The sequence below is a fragment of the Streptomyces sp. NPDC057253 genome, from assembly GCF_042669125.1.
In the GTDB taxonomy this organism is placed as follows: Bacteria; Actinomycetota; Actinomycetes; order Streptomycetales; family Streptomycetaceae; genus Streptomyces.
In genome coordinates this window covers 35,615-60,878 of record NZ_JBHUXV010000005.1, presented here as the reverse complement: position 1 = coordinate 60,878, position 25,264 = coordinate 35,615, and the positions used below count along the sequence as shown (strand labels likewise).

At 73.0% G+C, this 25,264-nt stretch carries 17 protein-coding genes and 1 pseudogene; 5 read left to right on the top strand and 13 right to left on the bottom strand.

Translation table 11 applies throughout. From position 1 onward, the window contains the following. From ACFULQ_RS04170 to ACFULQ_RS04160, 3 genes are all read right to left on the bottom strand, one after another. Nucleotides 1-171, bottom strand: coding sequence for a hypothetical protein (locus tag ACFULQ_RS04170; RefSeq protein ID WP_383537858.1), 171 nt, complete (start codon nucleotides 169-171; stop codon nucleotides 1-3). Between the two features lie 26 nt (nucleotides 172-197). Then, on the bottom strand, nucleotides 198-1,205 hold the full coding sequence (locus ACFULQ_RS04165) for a Ppx/GppA family phosphatase (RefSeq protein ID WP_383537855.1): 1,008 nt from the start codon (nucleotides 1,203-1,205) through the stop codon (nucleotides 198-200). A gap of 213 nt (nucleotides 1,206-1,418) precedes the next feature. Continuing rightward, entirely contained in the window at nucleotides 1,419-2,921 is a 1,503-nt protein-coding gene (locus ACFULQ_RS04160) for an MFS transporter (protein ID WP_383537853.1), read from the bottom strand. A 167-nt stretch (nucleotides 2,922-3,088) separates the two neighbouring features. On the opposite strand from ACFULQ_RS04160, the gene ACFULQ_RS04155 reads away from it, so the two are divergent. Beyond that, the gene (locus ACFULQ_RS04155; RefSeq protein WP_383537851.1) at nucleotides 3,089-3,445 is read left to right on the top strand and encodes an ArsR/SmtB family transcription factor; all 357 of its coding nucleotides are present in this window, start codon (nucleotides 3,089-3,091) and stop codon (nucleotides 3,443-3,445) included. Nucleotides 3,446-3,450: 5 nt separating this feature from the next. Then, nucleotides 3,451-3,960 (top strand): SRPBCC family protein, encoded by a 510-nt coding sequence (locus ACFULQ_RS04150; protein ID WP_383537849.1) that lies wholly within the window; start codon nucleotides 3,451-3,453, stop codon nucleotides 3,958-3,960. 4 nt (nucleotides 3,961-3,964) lie between these two features. On the opposite strand, the gene ACFULQ_RS04145 is transcribed toward ACFULQ_RS04150, so the two are convergent. The 5 genes from ACFULQ_RS04145 to ACFULQ_RS04125 all read right to left on the bottom strand — a co-directional run bounded on the left by ACFULQ_RS04145 (nucleotide 3,965) and on the right by ACFULQ_RS04125 (nucleotide 11,001). After that, a complete protein-coding gene (locus tag ACFULQ_RS04145) occupies nucleotides 3,965-6,778 on the bottom strand; it encodes an NHLP bacteriocin export ABC transporter permease/ATPase subunit (protein WP_383537847.1) in 2,814 nt (937 codons plus the stop codon). Nucleotide 6,779: 1 nt separating this feature from the next. Further along, nucleotides 6,780-9,002, bottom strand: a complete 2,223-nt coding sequence (locus tag ACFULQ_RS04140) for an NHLP family bacteriocin export ABC transporter peptidase/permease/ATPase subunit (RefSeq protein WP_383537844.1) — start codon at nucleotides 9,000-9,002, stop codon at nucleotides 6,780-6,782. Beyond that, complete coding sequence (locus ACFULQ_RS04135; RefSeq protein WP_383537842.1) at nucleotides 8,999-9,805, bottom strand: HlyD family efflux transporter periplasmic adaptor subunit; 807 nt, start codon at nucleotides 9,803-9,805, stop codon at nucleotides 8,999-9,001. Before ACFULQ_RS04135 ends, ACFULQ_RS04140 begins: the two co-directional genes overlap by 4 nt. A 115-nt stretch (nucleotides 9,806-9,920) precedes the next feature. Next, on the bottom strand, nucleotides 9,921-10,136 hold the full coding sequence (locus tag ACFULQ_RS04130; RefSeq protein WP_123765787.1) for a type A2 lantipeptide: 216 nt from the start codon (nucleotides 10,134-10,136) through the stop codon (nucleotides 9,921-9,923). 451 nt (nucleotides 10,137-10,587) lie between these two features. Continuing rightward, nucleotides 10,588-11,001, bottom strand: coding sequence for a PaaI family thioesterase (locus tag ACFULQ_RS04125; RefSeq protein ID WP_383537839.1), 414 nt, complete (start codon nucleotides 10,999-11,001; stop codon nucleotides 10,588-10,590). Between the two features lie 190 nt (nucleotides 11,002-11,191). On the opposite strand from ACFULQ_RS04125, the gene ACFULQ_RS04120 reads away from it, so the two are divergent. Beyond that, nucleotides 11,192-12,610, top strand: coding sequence for a S1 family peptidase (locus ACFULQ_RS04120; protein WP_383537836.1), 1,419 nt, complete (start codon nucleotides 11,192-11,194; stop codon nucleotides 12,608-12,610). 271 nt (nucleotides 12,611-12,881) lie between these two features. On the opposite strand, the gene ACFULQ_RS04115 is transcribed toward ACFULQ_RS04120, so the two are convergent. After that, nucleotides 12,882-15,029, bottom strand: a complete 2,148-nt coding sequence (locus tag ACFULQ_RS04115; protein ID WP_383537833.1) for a SpoIIE family protein phosphatase — start codon at nucleotides 15,027-15,029, stop codon at nucleotides 12,882-12,884. Here ACFULQ_RS04115 and ACFULQ_RS04110 point away from each other — a divergent pair. After that, a pseudogene (locus tag ACFULQ_RS04110) lies at nucleotides 15,006-15,893 on the top strand (LuxR C-terminal-related transcriptional regulator); the annotation flags it as partial. The gene ACFULQ_RS04115 and the pseudogene ACFULQ_RS04110 overlap by 24 nt on opposite strands. On the opposite strand, the gene ACFULQ_RS04105 reads toward ACFULQ_RS04110, so the two are convergent. The 4 genes from ACFULQ_RS04105 to lanKC form a co-directional block, all read right to left on the bottom strand. Next, nucleotides 15,816-17,786, bottom strand: a complete 1,971-nt coding sequence (locus tag ACFULQ_RS04105) for an ATP-binding cassette domain-containing protein (RefSeq protein WP_383537830.1) — start codon at nucleotides 17,784-17,786, stop codon at nucleotides 15,816-15,818. The pseudogene ACFULQ_RS04110 and the gene ACFULQ_RS04105 overlap by 78 nt on opposite strands. Continuing rightward, nucleotides 17,786-19,711 (bottom strand): ABC transporter ATP-binding protein, encoded by a 1,926-nt coding sequence (locus ACFULQ_RS04100; RefSeq protein ID WP_383537827.1) that lies wholly within the window; start codon nucleotides 19,709-19,711, stop codon nucleotides 17,786-17,788. The genes ACFULQ_RS04105 and ACFULQ_RS04100 overlap by 1 nt, the downstream gene beginning before the upstream one ends. A gap of 87 nt (nucleotides 19,712-19,798) precedes the next feature. Further along, a complete protein-coding gene (locus ACFULQ_RS04095; RefSeq protein ID WP_020134771.1) occupies nucleotides 19,799-19,915 on the bottom strand; it encodes a SapB/AmfS family lanthipeptide in 117 nt (38 codons plus the stop codon). 59 nt (nucleotides 19,916-19,974) lie between these two features. Next, a complete protein-coding gene (lanKC, locus tag ACFULQ_RS04090; protein ID WP_383537824.1) occupies nucleotides 19,975-22,599 on the bottom strand; it encodes a class III lanthionine synthetase LanKC in 2,625 nt (874 codons plus the stop codon). A gap of 188 nt (nucleotides 22,600-22,787) precedes the next feature. On the opposite strand from lanKC, the gene ACFULQ_RS04085 reads away from it, so the two are divergent. Beyond that, complete coding sequence (locus ACFULQ_RS04085; RefSeq protein ID WP_383537821.1) at nucleotides 22,788-25,235, top strand: SpoIIE family protein phosphatase; 2,448 nt, start codon at nucleotides 22,788-22,790, stop codon at nucleotides 25,233-25,235. Nucleotides 25,236-25,264: the final 29 nt, after the last annotated feature.

Here is a 25,264-nt window from a genome sequence, read left to right as displayed (position 1 = left end):
TCACTCGCCCTCGGACTCCTCCTGGGCGCGGGTGTTGGGGGTGACGGCGTCGCCGGCCTCACCCCGGTGCGCACGCTCCTCGTCGGTCTCGCGGGTGCGCTTCTCGGCCTTCTCGACCTCGCCCACGACCTCGTCCAGGGCGCTGTCCTTGTGCTGCCTCTTCTCGGACACGGACGTCTCCTTCCTGTTCGTCCCGTTCAGCGGGTGGCGGCCGCGAGGCGCAGCGGCACCGGGTCCGGGGCGGTGGTCTCCTCGTTGCGGCGGGCGATCTCCGCCCACCAGGCGGGGCCGTCCTCGATGTGCCGCAGCAGCACTCCCTCACGGATCGCCCAGGGGCAGATCGTGACGGTCTCCAGGCCGGTGAGCTTCATCGCCGTGTGCCCGATCACCGCTCCCGCCAGGCTCTGCAGGGCGCGCGGGGCGGAGATGCCGGGCAGTTCGGCCCGCTGTGCGGACGGCAGCGCGGCCAGGCAGGAGATGGCCTCACGCAGGTCGGCGCGGCGCAACTGCCGTTCCATGAAGGGACCGTGGCGTCCCGCCGGCGCCCCGCACAGCCGTCCCAGCTGCTGGAAGGTGCGCGAGGTGGCCACCGCGGTGCGCGGGCCCTCCCAGCGGATCCGGGCCGCCACGTCCCGCAGTTGGTGGCGGACCTTGCGGCGCAGTTCCCGGACCAGCTCCGCGGGCGGCGGGTCCTGGCCCTCGAAGAACTCATGGGTCAGCCGGCCCGCGCCGAGCGGCAGTGAGGCCACGAAGTCCGGCAGCCGCCCGCGACCGAAGGCGACCTCGAACGAGCCGCCGCCGATGTCCATCAGGGCGAGCGGCCCGGACCGCCAGCCCATCCAGCGGCGCGCCCCGAGGAACGTGAGCTCGGCCTCCACCTCGCCGGGCAGGGTGTACAGCCCGACGCCGGTCCGCTGCCGGACGGTACGCAGCACCTCCTGACGGTTGGGTGCCGCCCGCACGACGGCGGTCGCGAAGGCCAGCGGTCCGGCCGCGCCCCACCTCGCCGCGGTCCGGTTCGCCCCCTCGACCGCCTCCACCAGCCGCTCCACGGCCTCCTCGGGCACCGGCCCGCCCGGCCGCACGTCGTCGGACAGCCGCAGCCGCCACTTCGCCGTGTGCACCGGCAGCGGCACCCCGTCCTGCGCGTCCGCCACCACCAGACGGACCGTGTTCGAGCCCACATCCACCACGCTTATTCGCATGGACCTGTGGGTACCCACGTCAGGCCCGCTCCAACGCGGGGCGTGACTTCGGGGCGTCGCTCTGAGCCACATCTACCGTACTGTCCGTACAGCAGTGGCCGGTCAGCCCCTACGGCAGCGAGAAGGGCCGCCGTCTCCCTGCTGACGGCGGCCCTCGGGACCTGCGGCTCTCTTCGGGGCGTCTACGTGCGCACGACTCTCCCGCGGGGGCGCTTACATGTGTACGACGGGAGCGGCGTTCGCGTCCTGCTCCGGCACCCCGCGCCGGAAGAGCAGGAAGGCGATCAGCGCGCCGACGGCGAACAGACCCGCCGACCACCAGAAGGCGGTGGTGTAGCTCTCGATCGTCGCCCGGGCCTGGACCAGCTTGTTCGTCGGGTCCTTGCCGGCCAGGTAGTCGGTGGCGGCGCTCGCGGCCAGCGTGTTCAGCAGCGCCGTACCGATCGAACCGCCCACCTGCTGCATGGCGTTGACGGTGGCGGAGGCGACTCCCGCGTCCTCGGCCGCGACCCCGCCGGTGGCCAGCTGCATGGCCGGGGGCATGACCAGTCCGAGGCCGAAGCCGGTCACGATCAGCTGCGGCAGTACGGCGGACAGGTAGCTGGAGCCGACGCCGATGCCGGTGAGCCAGGCCATGCCGACCGCGGCGACCGCGAAGCCCACCGGGATGACCACCTTGGGGCCGATCCGGGGGACCAGTGTCGTGGTGCTGACCTGGGCCGCGACCATCAGCGCGGCGACCATCGGCAGGAAGGCCACACCCGTCTTGGTCGGGCTGAAGCCCAGGTTCAGCTGGAGGTAGTAGGTGAGGAAGAGGAAGACACCGAACATGCCGCCGCCGGAGATCAGCACGGCCAGGAAGGAGGCGGCGCGGTTGCGGTCCAGCAGGATGCGCAGCGGCAGCAGCGGGTGCGCGGCGCGGGTCTGCCACCAGGTGAAGGCGACCAGCAGCAATCCGCCGACGATCAGGAAGCCCCAGGTCTCGGGGGAGCCCCAGTCGTGGGTCTCGGCGTTGGAGAAGCCGTAGACCAGGGAGAACAGACCGGCGGCGACGAGCACGGTGCCGGGGACGTCCAGCTTGGAGTTCGCGGCGTCACGGTGGTTGTGGAGCAGGAGCCAGCCGCCCGCGAAGGCGACGACGGCGATGACGACGTTGACGTAGAGCGTCCAGCGCCAGTCCAGGGCGTCGGTCAGGACGCCGCCGAGCAGCAGGCCGACCGCACCGCCGGCGCCGGCGATGGCGCCGTAGACGCTGAAGGCCCTGGCCTTCTCGCGGGCGTCGGTGAACGTCGTGTTGAGCAGGGAGAGCGCGGCGGGCGCGAGGAGTGCGCCGAAGGCGCCCTGGAGGGCACGGGCGGTGACGAGCATCTCGAAGTTGGTGGCGGCACCGCCGAGCGCGGAGACGGCGGCGAAGCCGACGACACCTATGAGGAAGGCCGTCTTGCGGCCGAACAGGTCGGCGATCCGGCCGCCGAGCAGCAGGAGGGAGGCAAAGGCCAGGGCGTAGGCGGTGACGATCCACTGCCGGTTCCCGTCGGAGAAGCCGAGGTCGGCCTGGGCCGAGGGCAGTGCGATGTTCACGATGGTGGCGTCCAGCACCACCATCAGCTGGGCGAGGGCGACGACGGCGAGAATCCACCACCGCTTGGCCGAGGCCTCGGGCTGCGCTGCGACGGCGCTGTCCCGGTCGCTCTCGGTCAGGGTCTTCTCGGACATGGCTCAGCACTCCAGGGAAAGTGGACTGGGGACCCGCTCATAAACGAAACGGTTTCGTACACGTCGAGGCTAGACCACTTCCAGCGAAACGGCAACGTTTCGATGGGGGAGAGGGTGGACCCGTGTATTCCTTGACTGGAATATAACCGCCGAGGCATATTGGGTTCATGTCCGACTCCGCGCTCTGGGCCGCCCTCGCCGACCCCCACCGCCGGGCCATCGTCGCGCTGCTCCTGGAGCGGCCGCGGTCCGTCGGAGAGGTCGCGCGGGCGTGCGGGCTGAGTCAGCCGAGCGCCTCGAAGCATCTGAAGGTGCTCAGGGAAGCCGGTCTGGTCCGGGTGCGGCAGGACGCGCAGCGGCGTCTCCACGCCCTGGACCCGGCACCGATCGCCGAGCTGGACGCCTGGCTGGCCCCGTACCGCAAGCTCTGGAACACCGGCCTGGACGCACTCGGCAGCCGCCTCGACGAGACGGCGGCACCGCCCCCCGACGACACCCCAGAGGAACCTGTCCCGAAGGACTGATCCACATGGCCGCAGACCTCACCGGCACCTATCTGACCCTGGACGACGGCCGCCCCGCGGTCCGCTTCACCCGCACCTACGACCACCCCGTCGAGCGCGTCTGGCACTTCGTCACCGACACCGACGAACTCGCCCACTGGTTCCCGTCCCGCGCCGAGATCGAGCTGCGCCCCGGCGGCGCGATCAGGTTCAGCGGCGACCCCCACATGGAGGACTCCACGGGCCGTGTCATCGCCGTGGACGAACCCCGCCACCTGTCCTTCGAGTGGGGCGGCGACGAGGTGCACTTCGACCTGGAGGCACTGGACGGGAAGCGGACCCGCTTCACGCTCACCAATGTGCTGACCGCGGCCGACACCGCGGCCCGCAACGGCGCCGGCTGGGAGGTGTGCCTGACCTCCCTCGACGCACGAGCCCGCGGCGAGCACCTCGAAGGTCCGCACTGGAAGGAGCTCTACCAGGCCTACGTCGACGCCGGGGTCCCCTCCGGAGCGCCGGTCCCGGGGACGGACTGAGCGCTCAGGCCATCTGGCGCCGCACCAGCTCGTGCAGCCGCCCGCCCGTGTCCGCGAGGAGTTGGGCGGGCGGCCCCTGCTGGGCGACCTTGCCGTTCTCCATCACGATCACGCGGTCGGCGTCCAGGACCGTCGACAGGCGGTGGGCGATGACGATCCGGGTGGCGTTGAGGGCCTTGGTGGACTCGATGACCGTGCGCTGGGTGTCGTTGTCCAGCGCGCTGGTCGCCTCGTCGAAGAAGAGGATCCGCGGCCGCCGGATCAACGCCTGGGCGATCATCAGCCGTTGACGCTGGCCGCCGGAGATCGCCCCGCTGCCCGAGACGATGGTGTGCAGCCCCATCGGCATCCGCTGGATGTCCTCCGCAAGCCCCGCCATCGCGGCCGCCGCCATCGCCTCCTCGGGCGTGTAAGGCTCGGTGCCGCAGATGACGTCCAGGATGGAGCCGGTGAACGGCTGGGCGTGCTGGAGCACCACACCGCACTGCCTGCGCACCGCCGACTGGTCGAGGGCGGCGAGGTCCTGGCCGTCGTAGAGGACACTCCCGGAGACCGGGCGGTCGAAGCCGATCAGCAGCCTCAGCAGGGTGGACTTGCCGCAGCCGCTCGGGCCGACGATCGCCACGAACTCCCCGGGGCGGATCTCGAAGGACACGTCGTCGAGGATCAGGGGGCCGTCGTCGGAGTAGCGGAAGGAGAGTCTGCGGGCCTCGATCGCGCCGGTGAGCGGACCCGGCCGGGTGCTCGCGGTACGCACCTCCGGCTGCGCCTCCAGGACCGGCTTGATCTCCTCGAACAGGGGGAGCGCGGCGACCGCCGAGACGAAGGCACCGGTGAGCGAGGTCACCGCGGTCAGCAGCATGGTCACCGAGGTGTTGAAGGTGAGGAACGCGGCCGCCGACATCGAGCCGCGCGCCGGACCCGCCAGCAGCATGAACATCAGCAGGGTGCACAGCGGAAGATAGACCGAACCCAGCACCGTGGTGAGGTTCTTGATCCGGCCGACCTTCTGCTGGAGCTCACGGCTGCGGGCGAACTCCGAGGCCCAGGCGGCGTAGGCGTAGTTCTCGGCCGCCGCGACCCGGAGCTTGGGCAGACCCCGCAGGGTCTGGAAGGCCTGGTTGTTCAGCCGGTTGCTCAGCACCACCAGCCGCCGCTGCCAGCGCACCTGCCACAGCCCGAGACCGAGGAATCCGGCGGCGATGACGACGAGCATGCCGATCGCCGCCATCGCCATCGGGACGCTGTACCAGAACAGCAGGCCCAGGTTCATCGCGCCGATCGTCACCGACTGGGCGACCGTCGGGCCGATGCCCGCCATCATCCGGCGAATCGAGGAGATGCCCATGGCCTGACTGGCCAGCTCACCGGTCGAACGCTCGGTGAAGAACTTCGTGGGCAGCCGGAGCAGCCGGTCCCACACCGCCGGCTGGAGAGTCGCCTCGATACGGCCCTCCAGGCGGAGCATCGTGAGGTTCTGGAGCAGCATGAAGGCCGCCGTCACCACACCGCTGACCATCACGGCCAGACAGACCTGCACGATCGGACCGGTCTGCGCCTTCGGCACGAACTCGCCCAGCACCTTGCCGGTGGCGATGGGCACCAGCGCGCCGATCGCCACCGTGACCAGACCGCTGAGCAGCAGGTTCGTCACATCGCCGCCGGTGCCGCGCATGCTGAACCGCACCAGCCCGAGCGGACTCAGCTTCCGGTCGGGCAGCGGGCGGTAGAACATCACCGCGCGCGGCTCGAACTCCTCCGCGTTGTCCTTCTCGATCGGCGTCTCACGGCCGGTCGCCGGATGCACGGCCACATAGCCGCCGCGCCGCCACAGCAGCGCGACCGGTGCCCCCGACAGAGCCCGGTGCCCCACCATCGGACCGACGTTGTCCCGCCACCAACTGCCGTCCAGGCGAACGGATCTGATGCGGACACGGGAGGCGAGGGCGATCCGCTCGACCGGGTCGAGGCGGTCGCTCTCGGTGCCGCCCTGCGCGTTCTCGGCGAGCTGGATCCCGGCCACGTCGGCGACCAGCCGGCAGGCCGCGTAACTCGCGTCCGCGTCGGCGGCCGTCGCCCGCTGCTTGGACTTGCCGATCGACGCGAGCAGCGTGCGGTCGGCCTGCGCCCTGACCGCCTCACCGGCCTTGATACCGGCGGCCGTCCGGGTCTCGTGGGTGCGCTCCAGCTGCTCGATCCAGCGGTCGAGCGTGGTCAGCAGCCGGTACTGCTGGTCGACCATGGACTGCCAGACCGCCGGGTCCATCAGCAGGTCGGCGGCCGCCTCCGCGCCGTAGAGCGAGCCGTACTGGACGCTGCCCGGCGGCACCTGCATCCAGAACACGTCGTCGTCGGTCGGTGCGGCGGCCCGCTCGTCGGCCATCGGCGCCTGGAAGAGGATGGAGAGGCTGCGGCCGACGCCCAGCGCGAGGGCGTACTCCAGCGGGCTCGTCGTCGGCGGCACGTACTGGGGGTTGCCGTACGCGTCGTACGACCACGTCTGGGTGTTCGCGGGCTCGTACAGCTCGCGCAGGCCGATGCGGTGGACCACGCAGTCCCTCAAGGGGCGTGCGACCAGGGTGTGTTGAGGACCGGCCACGGGTCCCAGCAGCAGCGCGCCCGGCTCCAGGCGGCCCAGGTGGTGCCAGTGGCCCTGCTGTCCGGCGTCCACCGCGAACAGGTCCACCGCGCCCGACACGACCAGCCACAGCACCTGGGGGCCCTCGAGGTCGATGCGGCTGAACCCGGCGCAGTCGACGCGCGTGCCCATCGGGCCGAGGGCTTGGAGGACCACGTCTCCTTCGTGTGCGGTCGTCATCTCACCGTTCCTTGACCAGCGCCGCGTACGCGCCGCCGCGCGCCACCAGCTCCTCGTGCCGCCCGCGCTCCACGATGGTGCCGTGTTGCAGGACGACGATCTCGTCGCTGTCGCGCACGGTGCTGAGCCGGTGCGCGATCACCACACAGGCGCAGCCGCGCTTGCGCAGGTTGTCCATGACGACCAGCTCGGTCTCCGCGTCCAGCGCGCTGGTCACCTCGTCCAGGACCAGGATGCTCGGCCTGCGCACCAACGCCCGTGCGATCTCCAGGCGTTGGCGCTGGCCTCCGGAGAAGTTGCGGCCGTCCTGCTCGACCCTGCTGTGGATGCCGCCGGGCCGGCGCACGACGACGTCGTACAGGGCCGCGTCCCTCAGCGCGTCCACCACGGCGTCGTCCGGGATCGACGGGTCCCACAGCGCCACGTTGTCCCGGACCGAGCCCTCGAAGAGGAAGACGTCCTGGTCGACGAAGGACACCGAGGAGGCGAGCGCGCCGCGCGGGATGTCGTCCAGGCGCCGGCCGTCGATGCGGATCACTCCCTCCCAGGGCGTGTACAGGCCCGAGATCAGCCGGGAGACGGTCGACTTGCCGCTGCCCGATCCGCCGACCAGCGCCACCTGCTGGCCCGGTCCGACGGTCAGGTCGAAGCCGGTGAGCAGGGGCTTGTCGAGCGGGTTGTAGCCGAAGGTGATGTTCTGGAGCTCGACATGGCCGTGCAGGCGGCGCGTCGAGTCACCGGCGCCGGGGCGGCCGTAGAGCGGGTCGGCCTTGAAGTTCTCCACGTCCTTCAGACGGGCCACGTCCGCCGCGAAGTCCTGGATCCGCCCGGCCACGCCGTTGAGGCGGGTGATCGGCGCGGTGAAGCGGGTCACCAGGGCCTGGAAGGCGACCAGGAGGCCCACCGAGATACCGCCCTCGATGGCCCGCATGCCGCCGATCCACAGGATGAGCGCGCTGTTGAAGGTGGCGAGCATCGGGGCGACCACGCCCAGCCAGGCGCTCGGCACCCCGAGCTTCTGCTGCTCCTCCAGGGTGGTGGCGTGCTGTCCGGCCCACTTGCGGAAGTAGCCGTCCTCGCCGCCGGTCGCCTTCATCGTCTCGATCAACTGGAGGCCGGTGTAGGCGGTGTTGGTGAGCCGGGCGCTGTCGGCGCGCAGCTTCGCGGTACGGGTGGCGCGCAGCCTGATCACGATCCGCATGGCGACCACGTTCAGCAGGGCCACGCCGATGCCGACGTAGGTGAGCTGCGGGTCGTAGGTGTAGAGGAGGATCGCGTAGAGGACGACGACCACCGCGTCCACGCCCGCCGCCGCGAGGTCGCGGGCCAGGGTCTCGGCGACCTGGTCGTTGGACTGGAGGCGCTGCACGAGGTCGGCCGGGCTGCGCTGCGAGAAGAACGTCACCGGCAGGCGCAGCAGATGGCGCAGGAAGCGGGCGCTGGACAGGGTCGAGGAGATGATCCGGCCGTGCAGGAGGTTGGCCTGCTGGAGCCAGGTCAGGGCGAGGGTGAGGGCCACGCAGGCGCCCATCGACGCGAACAGCACGCCGAGCAGGGAGGTCTGGCCGCCGATCAGGAACATGTCGATGTAGGTGCGGGAGAGCGCGGGGGTGGCCGCGCCCACCAGCACCAGGAGAAGGCTGGCCAGGACCGCCGTCGGCATGGTGCCCGCGGTGCCGCGCAGCCGGGCCGGCATCGCGCCCAGCACACCGGGCTTGCGGCCCCCCTTGGTGAATCCCTCGCCGGGCTCCATCACCAGCACGACACCGGTGAAGCTGCCGTCGAAGTCCTCCATCGGGACGAAACGGCGGCCCTTGCCCGGGTCGTTGATGTACACCCCGCGGCGGCCGAGGCGGCGGCCCATGCCGTCGTAGACGACGTAGTGGTTGAACTCCCAGAACAGCACGGCCGGGGCCCTCACCTCGGCGAGGGCGGCCGTGTCCATCTGCATGCCCTTGGCCGTCAGACCGTAACTGCGGGCCGCCTTCAGCAGGTTGCTGGCCCGCGAGCCGTCCCGGGAGACACCGCAGGCGATCCGCAGCTCCTCCAGCGGGACGTGCTTGCCGTAGTGGCCGAGAACCATCGCGAGGGACGCGGCGCCGCACTCCACGGCCTCCATCTGGAGGACGGTGGGCGTGCGGACCGTCTTCGCCTTCCCCTTCGGGACCGGGCGCTTGGGCGGGGCGGAGCGGCGTCTGCCGCGGGTGTCCTGTGCGGTGCTCACGGCAGCAGCCAATCGACGGGGCGCTGGTCGGCCAGCCGGATCGAGCCCGAGGCCACGGTCATCGAGGTGAGGGCGAAGGGCGGTCCCTCCGCGGACGACCACTTGAAACCGCTCTTCGTGCCCTTCGACCTGTCCAGCTTCACCAGGACGGCGACCGGACGGCCGTCCTTGGTGAACTGCTCACCGAGCTGGCTGTCCCCGAGGAACGCGGCGATCTGCTGCGCCGACTGGGCCGAGCGGTCCACCGACTTCACATGGCCGCGCAGCACGCCGTACTCCTGGGTCGGCACCGAGGAGACGGTGAGGTCCACGGGGGCGTCCTCGGGTATGGAGGCCGCGTTCCCGGCGGGCACGTAGACCGTGGCGTACAGCGGGTCGGAGGCGTGGGCGACCTTCTCCACGGCGGCGACGTTCGCGCCGGTCGAGATGATCTGCCCGATGGTGGCCGCGAGTGCGGTGACCCGGCCGGCGGCGACGGTACGGACGACGGTGTCGCCGTCGGCCGTACGGACCTTCAGCACGGGCGAGTCGGCCGGCAGCTGCGTGCCCTCCTTGGCGATCACCTGGGTGACCTGGCCCGCGACCGGGCTCTGGAGGATGTAACTGCCCTGCCCGTGCGTGAGGATGGCGGGCGCGCTCACCGTGGAGGCGACCGAGCCGGTCACCGCCCACACGGAGGCTGCGGCCATCACCACGACCGTCACGGACATCACGAGCCAGCCCTGCGGACGGGCGAAGCGCACCGGAAGGTCGAGTTCCTCCGGCGACTGGAGCTTGGCGAGGGCCTGTTGGCGGAACTGCACGGGACTTTTCCCTCACCTGGAGATGAAATCAGGGGACCCGAAAGTCCCGGAACCGCCGGTTTGCGGTCCGGGACGGGTCGACCACACGTAGGTGATCAGATCGCAAAGGAGGCGATCAGAGGCCGGCGACCAGGCCGGTGACCGGGGCGGTGTTCAGGCCGGTCACACCCTCGACGGTACCGACGGCCGTGTTGACCAGGCCGGAAACCGGGGCGACGCCGTCCACCAGGTCGGTGACGGTGCCGAGGGCGTTCAGCTGCAGACCGCCGGAGACGGTGTCGAGGTCGGCGTCCGAGATCTCGACGGTCTCAACCTGGGGGGTGGAGTTCATGATGGAACTTCCCTTCGTATGGGTATTTCACAAGGGGGGAGCGGCCCCCTCTGGGGGACAGATGACGGCCGCAATCGCATGGCACCGGATTCCGTTTCCGGGAGACCCGACGGCCCTGCGGTGCGATGGATCAAAGCACGCCGCCGCTCCGCCCTTCCAATCAACCACCCGCCTCAGCAGGGAACTTGAGTCACAGAAACCTTCATCCGTGCAGAATTGCGCACGCCTTGGTGCCGACTTCTTCACAGGTGATGTCACGGCGGAGCCGGTGGGTCCTTGTCGCCTCCGAGGCGAATGCGACACTCCTCGCCAATGTCATGGCCGCCGGTCCGTGCTTGTGCAGAACTTTCGCTTCCGGTGACCCGGTTGCGCATTCGCTGTGCAGATTCGCTGAAGAGAGGATTCGGGTCGGTGTTCACAACCGACCGTCGCCGAACGCTTGCTGAGCGTGTCAGCCCAGAAGTGCGTAGACCGTGCTCGCCCGGGCCGCGAGATCACCGGACGCGGAGTCCGTCATCGTGATGTCGGCGAACGCCATGCGGCGGCCCAGTTTGGTGAGGACCGCCCTGATCAGGACATCCGAACCGGTCACCGCCCGCTGGAAGCTCGTGGACTGCTGGACCGTCGTCATCGGCACGAAGGCGCCCCGGGCCGCGGAGACGGCGATCACGGTCGCGGTGTCGGCGGCGGCCATCAGCGCCTGCCCCGAGAGCGCGCCGCCCTCCCTGGCCAGCCGCTGTGACCAGGGAAGTCGCAGCAACGCGTGGTCGTCGCCGAGCGACTCGACCGTCAGGCCGAGATCGAGCACCCAAGGGGCGAAGTTGTCGGCGAGGATCTTGTCGGCTTCGGCGGGCGTCATCGTCATATGGGGGATTCTTCCCGCCCACGGTCGGCCCGGCACCGCCCGTGGCCGAATCGGCATGGCAATCCAGGTGCAAAGAAACGGCATTGAACGCACCGAGCGCACCGCCCGTACCCATGGCCATCCAGGCGCCCCGAACAGAACAACTGCCGTACGGCGGTACACACTCCGGTCCCCCAGGAGGTCGAGAAGTTTGAGTCACAAGCGAATTCCGAAGCGCAAGGCCGCGTTCGCGGCAGGCACCGTCGTCGCGCTCGGAGCGGCCGCGATTCTGCTGCCCAACGCCAACGCGTCCCAGGACGGCTCGTCGAACGACGCGGCGGCCATCGCGCCGAAGACTCTGAAGGCGACGGACGCCTCGGACCTCGCCTCGCAACTCGAGCAACTGCTGGGCGACGCCTTCGCCGGGTCCTACTACGACTCCGACAGCCAGCAACTCGTCGTGAACGTCATATCCGGTGACAACAACAACGTCATCGTGCAGGCGAAGAAGGCCGGGGCCAAGGTCCGCGAGGTCGAGAACAGCCTCACCGAACTGGCGGCCGGCGCGAAGACGCTGAAGGAGGAGGCGACCATCCCGGGCACCGCCTGGGCCGTCGACCCGCGCACCAACAAGATCCTCGTGACCGCGGACAGCACGGTCACCGGCGCCAAGTGGAACACCCTCGAGTCGACCGTGAAGAGCCTCGGCTCCGACATGGCGACCGTGAAGAAGTCGGCCGGCACCTTCAAGACCTTCGTGTCCGGCGGTGACGCCATCTTCGCCGGCGGCGCCCGGTGCTCGCTCGGCTTCAACGTCACCGCGGCCGACGGCAGCCCGGCCTTCCTGACGGCCGGTCACTGCGGGGTCGCGGCCGAACAGTGGGCGGACACCGACGGCGGCCAGCCCATCGCCACGGTCGACCAGGCGACCTTCCCCGGCGACGGCGACTTCGCGCTCGTCAAGTACGACGACCCGGCGACCCAGGCGCCCAGCGAGGTCAACGTCGGTGGCGGCCAGACCGTCGCGATCAACCAGGCCGCGGACGCCGAGGTGGGCGCCCAGGTCTTCCGGATGGGCTCCACCACGGGGCTCGCCGACGGCCAGGTCCTCGGACTCGACGCCACCGTCAACTACCCCGAGGGCACCGTCACCGGCCTGATCCAGACCGACGTCTGCGCCGAGCCCGGCGACAGCGGCGGCTCGCTGTTCACCCAGGACGGCTCCGCGATCGGTCTGACCTCCGGCGGCAGCGGTGACTGCACGGTCGGCGGCGAGACCTTCTTCCAGCCGGTGACCACCGCCCTCCAGGCGGTCGGCGCCACGCTCGGCGCGGGTGACGCGGCCGGCGGCGACCAGGCGGGCGGCGAGGAGGCCGGCGCCGGTGACGAGGCGGGCGCCGGTGGCGACGCCGGGGCCGGTGCGGGCGACGAGGCGGGCGCGGGCCAGGAGGCCGGTGCCGGTGGCGACGCCAGTGCGAGCCCCGGTGACGAGGCCGGCGCGGGTCAGGAAGTCGGCGGCGAGGAGGCCGGCGGTGACGTGATCGGCGGCGAGGAGGCCGGCAACGGCCAGGACGCCGGCAACGGTGCGGGCGACGCGGCGGGCGACGCCGCTGACCAGTCGCACAACTGACACCCCCTCGGTTCGGCACCGCACCACGAACCGGCCGCGTCGGCAGCGGCCCCCCACCCCCGCCCCCCGCTGCCGACGCCGGCCCGCACGACCACCTCCCGGCCACACCGCGGTTCCGGCCCGGGAGGTGCAACGGTCCGGCCCTCCGGCGGGAGGGCCGGACCGGCGTGTTCGCGGGGCCGTCAAGCCGGGCGCGGCTCCCCGGGGGCGCCAACTCGGGCGTGCCTCCGCGGGGGCGCCAATCAGAGGGCGGCTCCCCGGGAACGGCTCGTCAGCCCTCCGCCCGCAGCAACAGCAGCGCCACGTCGTCGATCCGCTCCCGCGCGGCCGCGCTGCGGCGGACCAGTTCGTCGGCGAGCTCGTCGAGCGGGCGGTCACCGGTCTCGGCCAGCTGCCGCCCCAACTCCGCCAGCGCGTCCTCGATGTCGACGCCGGGGGACTCGATCAGACCGTCGGTGTAGAGCGCGAGGACGCAGCCCGGCGTCAGCTCCACCTCCGTCGTCGGATAGCCGGCCGAGCTGTCGATGCCCAGCAGCGGTCCGCCGGCCAGGTCCAGGACCCGCACCCGGCCGTCCGGCCGCCTCAGCAGCGGCGGCGGATGTCCGGCCCGCGCCATGACCGCCCGCCCCCGCCCCGGGTCGAGCCCCAGGTAAAGGCAGCTGGCGAACAGCTCCGCGCCGAGGTCGATCAGCAGCCGGTTGGTGGAGCGCATGACCTCCTCCGGCGACTGGCCGACGGTCGTGTACGCCCGTACCGCCGTCCGGATCTGCCCCATCAGCCCGGCCGCCGTCACGTTGTGCCCCTGCACGTCCCCGATCACCGCGGCCGCCATGCCGTCCACCGGCACCAGGTCGTAGAAGTCGCCTCCGATGTCCATGCCCTGAGTGGCCGGCAGATAGCGGGCCGCCGCCTCGATGCCGGGCAGCACGGGCAGCGTGTGCGGCAGCAGGGCCGCCTGGAGGCCGTGCGCCAACTGGTGCTTGGCGTCGTACAGCACGGCCCGCTCCAGGGCCTGGGCGATCAGCCCGCCCAGACTGGTCAGCACCGCCCGCTCGTCCGCGGGGAAGGGATGCCGCTCGGCGTACGCCAGCACACAGGTGCCGACGGGGCGTCCGGAGGCGATCAGCGGCAGATAGGCCCAGGCGGCGAACCCGTCCGGGGTGGCCAGCCGCCCGGGGTACAGGTGCTCCAACTGCTCACGGGAGTCGAAGAACGCGGGCACGCCGGTGGTCAGGGCATGGGTGCCCGGCGTCGGTTCGGTCAGCGGCAGCCCGTCGAAGCGCTCCACGATCCGCGCGTCGGGGTAGCCGCGGTGGCCGAGCACATGCAGGCGCCCGCCCCGGGAGCCGAGCACCACCAGCGCCCGGCTGCCCACCGCCGGGGCGATCTCGTCCGCCACCAGCTGCACCACGTCCTGCACGCCCACCGCCTCGGTCAGCGCCCCGGCCAGACTCAGCACCTGGGAGATCGTCACCAGCCGGGACGGCGAGTGCCCGGGACGCGGACCGGCCCGGTTCATCTCCGCCACCGCCCGGGCCCGGCTGACCCGGACGCTCAGCCCGGTGGTGCTCGGGTACAGCCGGAACGACAGCCAGTCGCCGGGCGGCCGCAGCGCCACGAAGGACGTGCTGTCCTGGCTGAGCAGCGCGGCCCGGTAACGGTCCTCGTAGACCGGGTCGTTGAGCCAGGGCACCGCCGCCCACAGCTGCGAGCCCAGCAGCTGGGAGACCGGGACCCCGATCAGCTCGGCCGCCGCGGCGTTGGCGAAGGAGATCCGCCCGTGCAGATCGAGCGAGCACAGCCCGTACGGCAGCCGGGACACCATCCGCGCGGCCTCCACCGTGCCCAGCGTCCCGGCCGCGCCGCCGACCGGGGCCGCGCCCAGCAGATCCGGCTCGGCGTGCGGCGGCACACTGTCCTCCACCGCCCGCTCCAGCCGCACCGCGAGCCGCCCGCAGGCCGCGACCAGATGATCCCGCTCCCGGTCGGAGAGATCCGGCGGGTGCGCGCCGGGCCAGGTCACGAAGACCGCGCCGTACACCTTGGAGGAGGTCGCCACCGGCACCGCGGCCAGCGCGAACGGGTACGGCAGCACCACCGCGATCCGCGGGTAGCGGCGGGCCATCTCCTGCTCGCCGCCGACCCACACCAGCCGCCGCTCCCGCACCGCCTCCGCCACCGGGATCGGCGCGCTCAGCCCCACCCGCTCCCAGGGCGCCGCGAACGCCCGGGGCAGGCCCGCCATCACCGCCATCTCCAGCACCGGTTCCTCGGCGGCCAGCAGATAGACCGCGCCGGAGTGGGCGTGGACCTCGTCCATCATCGACGCGAGCGCCAGGGAGAGCAGGGGGCGTCCCACGCGGGTCCGGGCGCTCGCCGGCGCCGGGGCGGACGTATGCCCGTCGGACACGCCGACCACCTCCTCGCACGGGCGCGTCCCGAGGGGACGCGGGCCGCTGTCGCGGGCCGGGTCCCCCAAGGATCAAATCTCCACCCTCCCGCCACGTCCCGCACGGCGAACCCTCACCTGTGCGGGCACACGGGTGCCCCGGCGACGGCGAGGACCCGCGGGTACCCGTTTCGCCCCCGGCCATGCCCCCACAGTCGAAGCGCGCGACGGCACACGGGCGCCCTGTGTGCGCCCCCGCGCACCCTGATGGCCAATTCTTCGCGCCCGACGGCGGTCCGGGACCCGAACAATGGGGCACGCGTTCATGGCCACGGAACCGAGCCGGCGAGTCGAGGGGGACTAGCAGTGATCCGGGTGCTTCTGGTGCACGACGCGTGTCTGGAGAGATCGGTGCTGGCGGAGTGGCTCCGCCGGGAGCCGGACCTCGGGGTGTTCGACACCCCGTGGCACACCGCGCCGAGCCGCCTGCGATCCGTGCGGCCGGACGTCTGCGCGGCCGACCTCGAATGCTCCGACGCGTACGGCATCCCGCCTCTGGGGGAGTTATCCCTGCGCGAGCCGGACCGGAGTCCGCCGCGCCTGCTCGTGATGGCCAGCGCCAACCGGCCGGGGCTGCTCAAGCGGGCCGTCGACGCGGGGGCGCTCGGATACGTGGACAAGGAGGGGGCGGCGCCGGAACGGCTGGTGCGGGGGATCCGCCGGGTCGCAGAGGGGCAACGTTTCGTCGATGACTCGCTCGGCTTCGGATTCCTCCAGGCCGCCGAGATGCCGCTGACCCGACGGGAGCTGAGCGTGTTATCCCTCGCGGCCGAGGGGGCCTCCATCGCGGAGATCGCGGGAAGCCTGCACCTGTCCCACGGGACCGTGCGCAACTACATGGCCGCGATCACCCGCAAGACCGGGGCCCGCAACCGCATCGACGCGATCCGGATCTCGCAGGGGCAGGGCTGGCTCTGACCCGCTCACGAGGGTTTTCGGCGGTACGGCCGTCCAGCCGCCCACGAGTTGTTGGTACGCCGGTGACTCGCGCACCAGCTCGTCATGTGTGCCGTACGCCGTGCGCGGGCCGTCCATCAGCAGCACGTGCCCGGCGCGGCGGGCCGAGCTGATGCGGTGGGCGACGACGACCAGCGTCGTCCCCGGCCGCTCGGCGAAGGCCCGCTCGGCACGCTCCTCGGCCCGTGGGTCGAGATGGCAGGTCGCCTCGTCGAGCAGGACCAGGGGAGCGGGGGACAGATAGGCCCTGGCCAGCGCGACGAGCTGCCGCTCACCCGCGGACAGGGCGGCCGGGTCCACGCTCGCCTCCGGTCCGCCGAGCGCTTCGAGCAGCGGGGTCAGCCCGACCGCCTCGGCCGCCGCGAGCAGCTCCTTCTCGGGCACCGGCCCGGACCGCAGATGGGCGAGGTTCTCGGCGAGGGTGCCGGTGTGGACGTACGCCTCCTGCGGAATCAGCACCCGCCGCGCGGCGGCCCCGGGCGAGGGCACGGGGTACCCGCACAGCCGGATCTCCCCTGCGGTGGGCCGCAGCAGCCCGGCGACCAGTGCGGTGAGCGTGGACTTCCCGATCCCACTGGGACCTACGACGGCCAGGTGGGCCCCGTCCGCGAGGGTGAGGTCCAGCTGGTCGACGACGGGGGTGGCGGCGGGGCCGTAGGCGAAGGTGAGGGAGGTGAGGCGGAGGGCGGGGACGGCGGGGGGTTCCGCGGGGCGGCAGCCGTCCGTGCCGCGGGACGGCGGGGTGCTTGAGGCGTGCTCCGGGTGAGCGTTCGGCTCGTCGGTGTCGGCGTGGGCGACCGGGCTCGGCTCGCTTTCCGGCGTCGGCTCGCGGACCAGTCGGCGCAGTACCACCACCAGGCGTGACCCGCTGGTGCCCAGGCCGTGGACCAGGTTGTGCAGGGCGGGGAGCAGGGACTGGGTGACGTAGGCGAGGGCGCCGACCAGGGCGCCCGCGGTGACGCCGCGGGACAGGAGCCAGGGCGCGCAGACCAGGAGGAGCACGATCGGGAGCTGGCCGCCGAGGGCGAGGGAGGCCACGCGCAGGACGGACCAGTGGGCGAGGGCGTACGCGGCCCGCTGTTCCCTGTCGACAAGTCGGCCCGCGTCGGCGGCGACCCGCTCCTCCGCACCGGCCGCCGTGATGTCCCGCAGCCCCGGGCAGACCCTGCCGAGACCGTCGGCCAGCGCCTCGTCGGCGACCAGGAACTCCCCCTGGCGCCGGGCCAGCGGCCGCAGCGTGGCCGCGAACAGGCCCAGTCCGGCGGCCAGCGGCGGTCCCACCACCAGCAGGAGCAGCGGGTCGAGCGAGGCCAGTCCGACGACGGCCCCGACCGCGGTGAACACGAACGAACGCGAGACCATGACCAGCCCGGCGAAGGTGTCCCGCGCGATCTCGACCTGCTGGGTCAGCCCGGACAGCGCCCCCGCGTCCGCCTCCCGCACCCCGCGTCCGACGACCCGCCTGACCAGGGCGTCCCGCAGCGGCTCGACCAAGGCGGCGACGGCGGCGTACACCCGGACCGTCCCGTACGCCCCGACGAGCACGCCGAGCCCGGCCACCCCGAGCCACACCAGTCCCGTGCCGGGCCGACCGGCGAGGAACCCCTCGTCCAGGGCGTGGGCGGGCGCGTACCCGGTGAGGAAGGTCTGCGCGGTCTCCAGCACCGACCACCCACCGAGCCGCCCGAGAACCCGCCACCGGGCCCGCAGGTACCGCAGCCCGCGGGCGTAGACCCCGCCGGACCCGGCACCACGCCGGCCCGGGGCCATCACGGCCCCCCGCCAGGTGCGCCACGGCCCGGAGCGTCCGCGTCCGGAGCGCCCCTGCCCGACGCGCCCTCGTCCGAAGTGCCCGTCTCCGCGGGCCTCCCGTCCGACGCGCCCGCGCCCCGAGCGTCCGTGTCGGCACGGGAGCTGTCGGGAGCCCCGGTGCCGGCAACCCGGGTGTCCGCAGGGCCCCCGTCCGGAGCCCCGGTGCACGGCACCAGGGTGTCCGCAGGGCCCCCGCCCACCCCCTCCGCGAACACCTCCCGGTACTCCGCCACCCGCCACAACTCCTTGTGTCGCCCCACCGCCCGCACCCGCCCCCCGTCCAGCCAGGCCACCGCGTCCGCGCCGGCCGCCGTCGTGGGGCGGTGGGCGACCAGGAGGCGGGTGCCGGGGGCGCCGCCGTTCACCAGGGCCTCGGTGATCCGGGCCTCGGTGACCGTGTCGAGGCTGGAGAGGGCGTCGTCGAGGACGAGGAGGCGCCCGCCGTGGGCGAACGCCCGGGCGAGACCGAGCCGCTGGGACTCGCCGCCGGAGCGCGGGGCGTCGGCGACGAGGGTGTCGTAGCCGTCGGGCAGGCGGCGGACGAAGTCGTCCGCGTGGGCCGTGCGGGCCGCCCGCCGGACCCGGGTGGGGGAGGGGGACGGCAGACCGAGCCCGATCTCCTCCTCCAGGGTGCCGCCGAGCAGGGCGGGCCGCTCGAAGGCGTAGCCGATCGAACGGCGCAGGTTGTCATGGGTCAGCTCGCGCAACGGCACGCCGTCGAGCAGGACCTCGCCGGCATCCGGTTCGGTGAGCCGCCCGGCGACCGCGGCGAGCAGGGACTTGCCCGCCCCGGACCGGCCCACCACCGCGAGTGTCGTGCCGCCCGGCACCACGAGGTCGACGCCGTCCAGCACGGCCCGTCCGCCGCGCCCGGCGGTGACGCCCCGCAGTTCGAGGCACCCCGGCCCGGGCGGCAGCCGGCGCGTGCCGTACTCGACGGCGGGCTGCGCGAGGACCTCCTCCAGGCGCCCGGTCGCCGCCCGGGCCCGGGCGAGGCCCGCGAGCTGTCCCACCAGGACGCCGACGCCGGTGGCGAGCACCGCGTACCGGGACGCGGCCAGCACCTCTCCCACCGTGACCCGGTGCCGGGTGAGCAGGACCCCGGCGACGGCCACCACAGCGAGCTGGAGCAGCGGGGCGATCGCCACGGACCGGCCCGAGGCCCGGCCCTGGATCCGCCACATGCGGTGACCGGCCGCGGACAGCTCGGGCAGCGGGCGCAGGATCCGGGCCGTCTCGCGGTCCTGGGTCCCCGCGGCCCGGATGGTGCGGTGGCCGCCGACGGCCTCGGAGAGGGCCTGCGCGATCCGTCCCTGCACCTCCTGGTAGCGGGAAACGCACTCCCGGGTGTCCCGGGCGAAGGCGCGCAGCAGCAGGGCGAGGACCGGCGCGCCGGCCAGGAACACGGCCGCGAGCCAGGGGGAGATGAGGCCGAGGGCCACCACGGCACCGACCGGACCGGCGAGCGCGGCGAACAGGGCGGCGCGCGCGGTCGGCGCCGTGCCGGCCTGGGCGGCGTTGCCGACGAGCCGCGCGACGAGGTCCCCGGGCCCGAAACGGGCGGTGGCGCGCGGGCCGACGGCCAGGACGTGGCCGGTGAGCCGGCGGCGCAGCCAGGCGGTGGTGCGGGCGTCGACGGTGCCGCCGAGGACGGTCTCCGTGGCGTCGAGCAGGGCGAGCAGCAGGACCAGTGCGGCGCAGTACAGCACCCAGCGGGCCGCGGGTTCCCGTGCGAGCAGCAGGTCCAGGGCGCGGCCGAGGGCGGCGGGCAGCAGCAGCGCGGCGCCGGTCGAGGCGGTGCTCACCAGGCACAGGACGAGGCAGCGGGCGGGGGCCGGACCCAGCGGGCCGAAAGCGGCCGGTGGCGCGGTGCGAGTCGTCATACGGCGGCCTTCCCGAGGGGGGCAGGACCCCGGGCGGCCCCTCCCTCGCGGGAGTGACCGCCCGGAGTCATGGGCGCACGACGTCTGTCAGAGACAGAGCGTGACGCTCGCGGCGCTGACGCAGGACAGCAGGCTCAGCGTGCTGTTGGCGCCGCCGCCGGTGTGCTCGTCGGACTCCATCGTCTGCAGGTCGAGAAGTGCCATCTCGTTTTCCTTCCTTCGGTGTCGTCCACCCGTGGGGACGGGGTTGGGTCACGGCTCCGTCAGGTCGCGGAACCGCGTATCGGGGGCCGCCGGAGCGGCGGCAGGAACGGCAGGTGCGCGGTGACCGGTTCGCCGGGGGCCGTGTGGGCCGCGCCGAGCGCGAGCAGGCACCCTGCCGTTCCGGTGCCCAGGTCCATCGACAGACGCATCATCTGGTGGCCGGGGAAGGCCAGTTGGCCCTGGTAGTCCATGGCGAGCCAGCCGAGACCGTCGATCTGTTCGGCGAGCCGCTCCCGGCCCGCGCCCGGCGTGTCCGTGCGCGCGAGGTGCAGGATCATCCCGGCGCGGCCCTGGAAGAGACCGGGCTGTACGTAGAAGCGGCTGGTGGCGGCGGTCAGGATCCCGGCCCGCGCCCGCTCGAACTCCCCCTCGGTGTCGGCGCCGTGAGCGAGGAAGTCGTCCAGCACCATCCCGATGCCCGCGCTTCCCTCACCGAGGTAGGGCAGCGTGCGCCAGCCCTCGTCGACCTCCAGCGAGCCGCTCGGATGCGTCACACAGCACTCCAGGTCCCTGCGCAGCGCCACCTCGGCCGCCCTGAGCAGCAGCGGCTCACCGGTGCGTTCGTACTGCCGCAGCAGGAACAGCGCGGGCCCGGTCCACCCGCGCAGCAGCCCGGCCCGGCGCTTCGTGGAGGACTCCGGCAGGGGCTGCGCGAGTCGTCGTACGAGGACGTCGGCGGCCTCGGCGGCACGGTCCCGAAGCTCCGACTCGCCGGTCCTGTCGGCCAGTTCACCGAGGACCAGGCCGAGTCCGGCGAGGCCGCCGTGCAGGTCGGCGGAGAGGTTCTGCCAGCGCTCCGCGAGGACACGCCCGACGAGATCGAGGGCGCGCTGCCGGTGGCCGAGCCGGTCCAGGACATGGGCGACGCCCGCGAGACCGTCGTAGAGCCCGAGCGGTGTGCCCGTCGGCGGGGGTGCGGTGCGCTCCAGGAGCCAGCGCTCGCCCTCCTCGTACCGTTCGGCACCGATCGCGTCCAGCGTGTACAGCACACCGGCCGCGCCGTGCGCGAGGCCGAGGCCGCCGCCGTCGTTGAACTGGGTGATGTCGCCGGGGAAGAGCCGGTCCCGGCGCTCCGGGGTGGCCGAGGCGAGGATCGCCTTGACCATGGAGTCGCGGCCGTGGGGCCAGTCGCCCGGTTCGACGAAGGCAGGCGTGGCCGCCCGGTGGGCCGTGGGCCCGTCCGCCGGCCCGGTGTCCCGGGTGATCTCCGCGACCGCCTCGTCGAGGAACTCCTTCGGCACGTCCGGGAACTGACGCAGGATCACCTCGGCCAGATGGGCCGCCTTGCCCCGGTCCACCACGAACAGTGTGGTGACCGGCAGGAACAGGGCGATCCTGAGACAGGCCAGGGCGTAGCGGTCCACGTCCACGCCCTTGCGGTCCGGCGGGGCGAAGAAGCCGGGGTGGGCGACGACCTGGCGGCCGTTCTCCTCGACCGGCGCCGCCGCCTCGAAGTCGAGCAGGGACACCGACTCCTCGTCGGGGCCGACCATGATGTTGAAGACGTGCAGGTCGTTGAAGACGATCCCGCGCGCGTGCACCGCCTCCACGGCCCGCTCCACCGCCCCGTGGACGCGCACCGCCCACTCCGTGTAGTCGGCCACGGCCTTCGGGTCCGGGTCCGGGCCGAGCAGCGGGTGCCGCTCGGCGAAGAACGAGTTCAGCGGGCGCCCCTCCAGGAAGTCCATGACGAGGAAGCGGTGGTCGCCGAGAGTGAACCAGTCCCGCACCTCGGGCACTACGCCGGTGCCCGCCACCCGCTCCAGGGCGTCCTTCTCCCGCTCCAGCCGGGCGATTGCGTCCGCCCCGTCCGCGGCGAGCCCGGCGTGCGGCCGGCCCTCCTTGAGGACGACCTTGCGGCCGTCACGGGTGTCGGTGCCGGTGTAGACCCCGCCGCCGTTGGAGAAGTGCAGCGCCTTCTCGATCCGGTACGGCAGCTCGCCGACCGTCGTGGTGTTGCGGGCCTCCAGATGGGGCGCGAGGAAGTCCGGGAGCGTCACCCAGTCCGGCACCTGGAAGGACGGCGCCCGCCGGTCCGGCACCAGCGTGCCCGCGCCGTCCCGCACCGCCGGCACCAGCGAGCCCCGCTCGTCGACGACGAAGGTGCGCGCGAACGCGCCGTAGCGGACGTAGAGCGGGCCCTCGTGCCAGCGCAGATCGGTGAGGATGTACGGCCCCTCGAAGCCCTCCAGGAGCGTGCCCAGCTCACGGAGCACCTCGTGCAGCTGCTCCTCGTCGGCCGGGTAGATCGTCACGAACTTGCCGCTGGTGTCGCGGGCCGCGTACTTGGTGTTGCGCAGGTGCAGCAGGTGCGGGGCGGGGACGAACTTGAACGAGATGCGCCGGGGCACGCAGTAGTCCCACACGATCGCGGCGATCCGGTCCGCGTTCTCCCGGGTCGCCGAGGCGTGGATCTTCCAGCCCTGTGCGGGACCCGGCTCCGGCCTCCCGTCCGGACCGAGCGGCGTCAGCGTCAGCCAGTCGCCGATGCGCGCCGCGTCCCAGCCGTCCGGCACCGCCCGGCGCGCCGTCCCGTAGACGGGCGCCTCGCCCGCCGAGATCCGGTCGGGCGTCTCGTAGAAGTGTCTGTCGGCGAGCGCGTACACCTCGTAGCGCTTGTCCATGCGTCCCCCTCCTTGGCCCGCCACAGAGCCTTCCAGCCGGGCGGTGGCCACGGACAGTCACGGCTGTCACGAGACCACCGTGCGGAACGCATGGGTTTGGAAGTGGCCTGTGGGGTATGGCCTCGGACCCCTGCGGATGCTCCACGGAACGCTCACAGGGGCTGCGCAGGTGCCGTTTAAGCGCTGTAATGGCGAACGTGGTGAGTCAGGGCGCTGCGGGACGCGGAGCGAGAACGCTGCGTGCCGAGACGGCCCTGGCCGCGCTCACGGAGGGTCCCGAACGCCTGCGCCAGGTCCTCGAACAGGCGCTGGTCTTCGCCGGGGCGACCCTGGCCGCCGTCTACACGCCCGGCGACGACGGGGACCTGCTGTGCCTCGTCGAGTCGGCGGGCGTCCCCCGGACGGTCTACGGGCTGCGCGACAGCTATCCCGGCTCGGGCGGCTCCCCGCCCGCCGAGGCGTACCGGTCGGGGCGGCCGGTCTTCCTCGGCCCCCGGGAGCTCGCCGCCCGCGCCGAGTCCCGCAGGGTCCCGCCACGCGACTGCCATCTGGCCGTGCTGCCCGCGCACGGCGACGACGGCCGGGCCTGTCTGCTCGCCGTCAGCGAGAACCCGCGCGGCTTCGACGACGAGGACCGCAAGTGCCTCGAACTGATCGCCGACGCCATCGTCTGCCCGCCCACCGCCGCGGTCCCCGAGGGCGGGGAACTGCCCTCCGACACGTTCAGCCTCGCCATGGACACCGGCCGCGTCGAGGTCGGCGACGCCATCCTGGACCTCTTCGGCATGAGCCGGGCCGACTTCGACGGCAAGGTCGAGACCCTGCTCGGGCGGACCGTCCCCGAGGACCTGCCGTCCCTGATGTCCCTGTTCGAGGCCGGCCACATGTCCCTCGGCGACCGCGAGCTGGAGTTCCGCGTCCTCCAGCCCTCCGGACCACCCAAGTGGCTCAGGCTGCGCGGCCGCATGCTGCCCGGCGGCGAGGGCCGGCCCGCCCTGCTCGTGGGCACCGTCGCCGACGCCTCCACGCTGCGCTCCGACGTCACCGACGTGGCCCGGGTCCAGCGGCTGGCCGCCACCCTCGCCACCGCGGGCACCGTGCGGGACGTCAGCCAGGCCGTCGTCTCCGCCCTGCGGGCCCCGCTCAGGGCCGACCGCATCGCCCTGGCCGAGCTGGAGAACGACCGGCTCGTCGTCACCGTCCTCGACCCGCCCGAACCGGAGTCCTGGCCCGAGCTGTGGCGCCTGGAGTGGCGCAGCGAATGGCCCGAGGCGCCCGTGCGGGCCATGCCCACCCTGGCCGGCGCCCTGCGCGAGGGCCGCGCGCAGATCTGGCCCGCCGGCACCGTCCTCGAACCCGCCCTCGCCGACGTCGGCCCCGGCGGCCTCGCCGTCCTGCCGCTGCCCGCCGCGGGCCGCATGGCCGGCGCCTGCCTCATCGGCTGGGACACCCCCCACCACTTCGGCCCCGACGAGCGCGCCCTGCTGACCGCCTCCGCCGGCCTCGCCGGACAGGCCCTGATGCGCGCCCACGCCCTGGACGCCGAGCACGAACTGGTCGGCACGCTCCAGCGCCAGCTGCTGCCCCGCCGGCTGCCGAAACTGCCCGGCGCGACCGCCGTCGCCCGCTACCTGCCCAGCACCGCGGGCCTGGAGCTGGGCGGCGACTGGTACGACGTGATCCCGCTGCCCGACAACCACGTCGCCCTGGTCATCGGGGACGTCCAGGGCCACAGCGCCGCCGCGGCCACCCTCATGGGCCAGATGCGCACGGCCCTGCGCGCCTACGCCGTCGAGGGCCACCCGCCGGACGTCGTGGTCGCCCACGCCAACCGGCTCCTGATGGACCTGGAGAGCGAGCTCTTCGTCACCTGCACCTACGTCGACCTCGACATGGAGGAGGGCACCGCCTGGTGCGTCCGCGCCGGCCACCTCCCGCCGGTCCTGCGCCACCCCGACGCCACCACCGACATCGCGGAGTCCGACGGTGGCCCCCCGCTCGGCGTGACGCCCCAGGCCGACTTCCCGATGACGCCGCTGAGGCTGCGGCCGGGCACCCTGGTCGCGTTGGCCACCGACGGCCTGGTGGAGTCCACCGAGGCCGACATCGACGAGGGCATGGACCGCCTCGCCCGCGAGCTGGCCCTCGCCGACCCCGCCCACCTCGGCCTGGTCGCCGACGCCCTGCTCGGCGGTGCCCGCCGCAGCGACGACGTCGCCCTGCTCCTGCTGCGCTACGACGGCATGGCCACCCACCCGCTCCGGGACGGCTGGACGGTGTGGCGGGTCCCGCAGGCCGCCGGACACGCCCGCCGCTTCACCCGGCGCGTCCTGCGCGGCTGGGGGGTGCGCGGCGACGCCCTGGACACCGCCCTGCTCGTCGTCTCCGAGCTCGTCACCAACGCTCTTGTGCACACCGACGGCCGGGTCCGCCTCGACCTCACCCTGCTCGGCCACCGGCTGCGCGTCTCCGTGGCCGACGCCTCGCCCCGCACGCCCGCCAAGCCCACCAGCATCGGCTGGGAGGCCACCGGAGGCCGCGGCATCCTGCTCGTCGAGGCCGTGTCGGCCTCCTGGGGCACGGTCCCGGTCAGCGGCGGCAAACAGGTGTGGAGCGAGATCGCGGTGGACGTCTGAGGCGGGGTACCCGGGGCGCAGCATCCTGC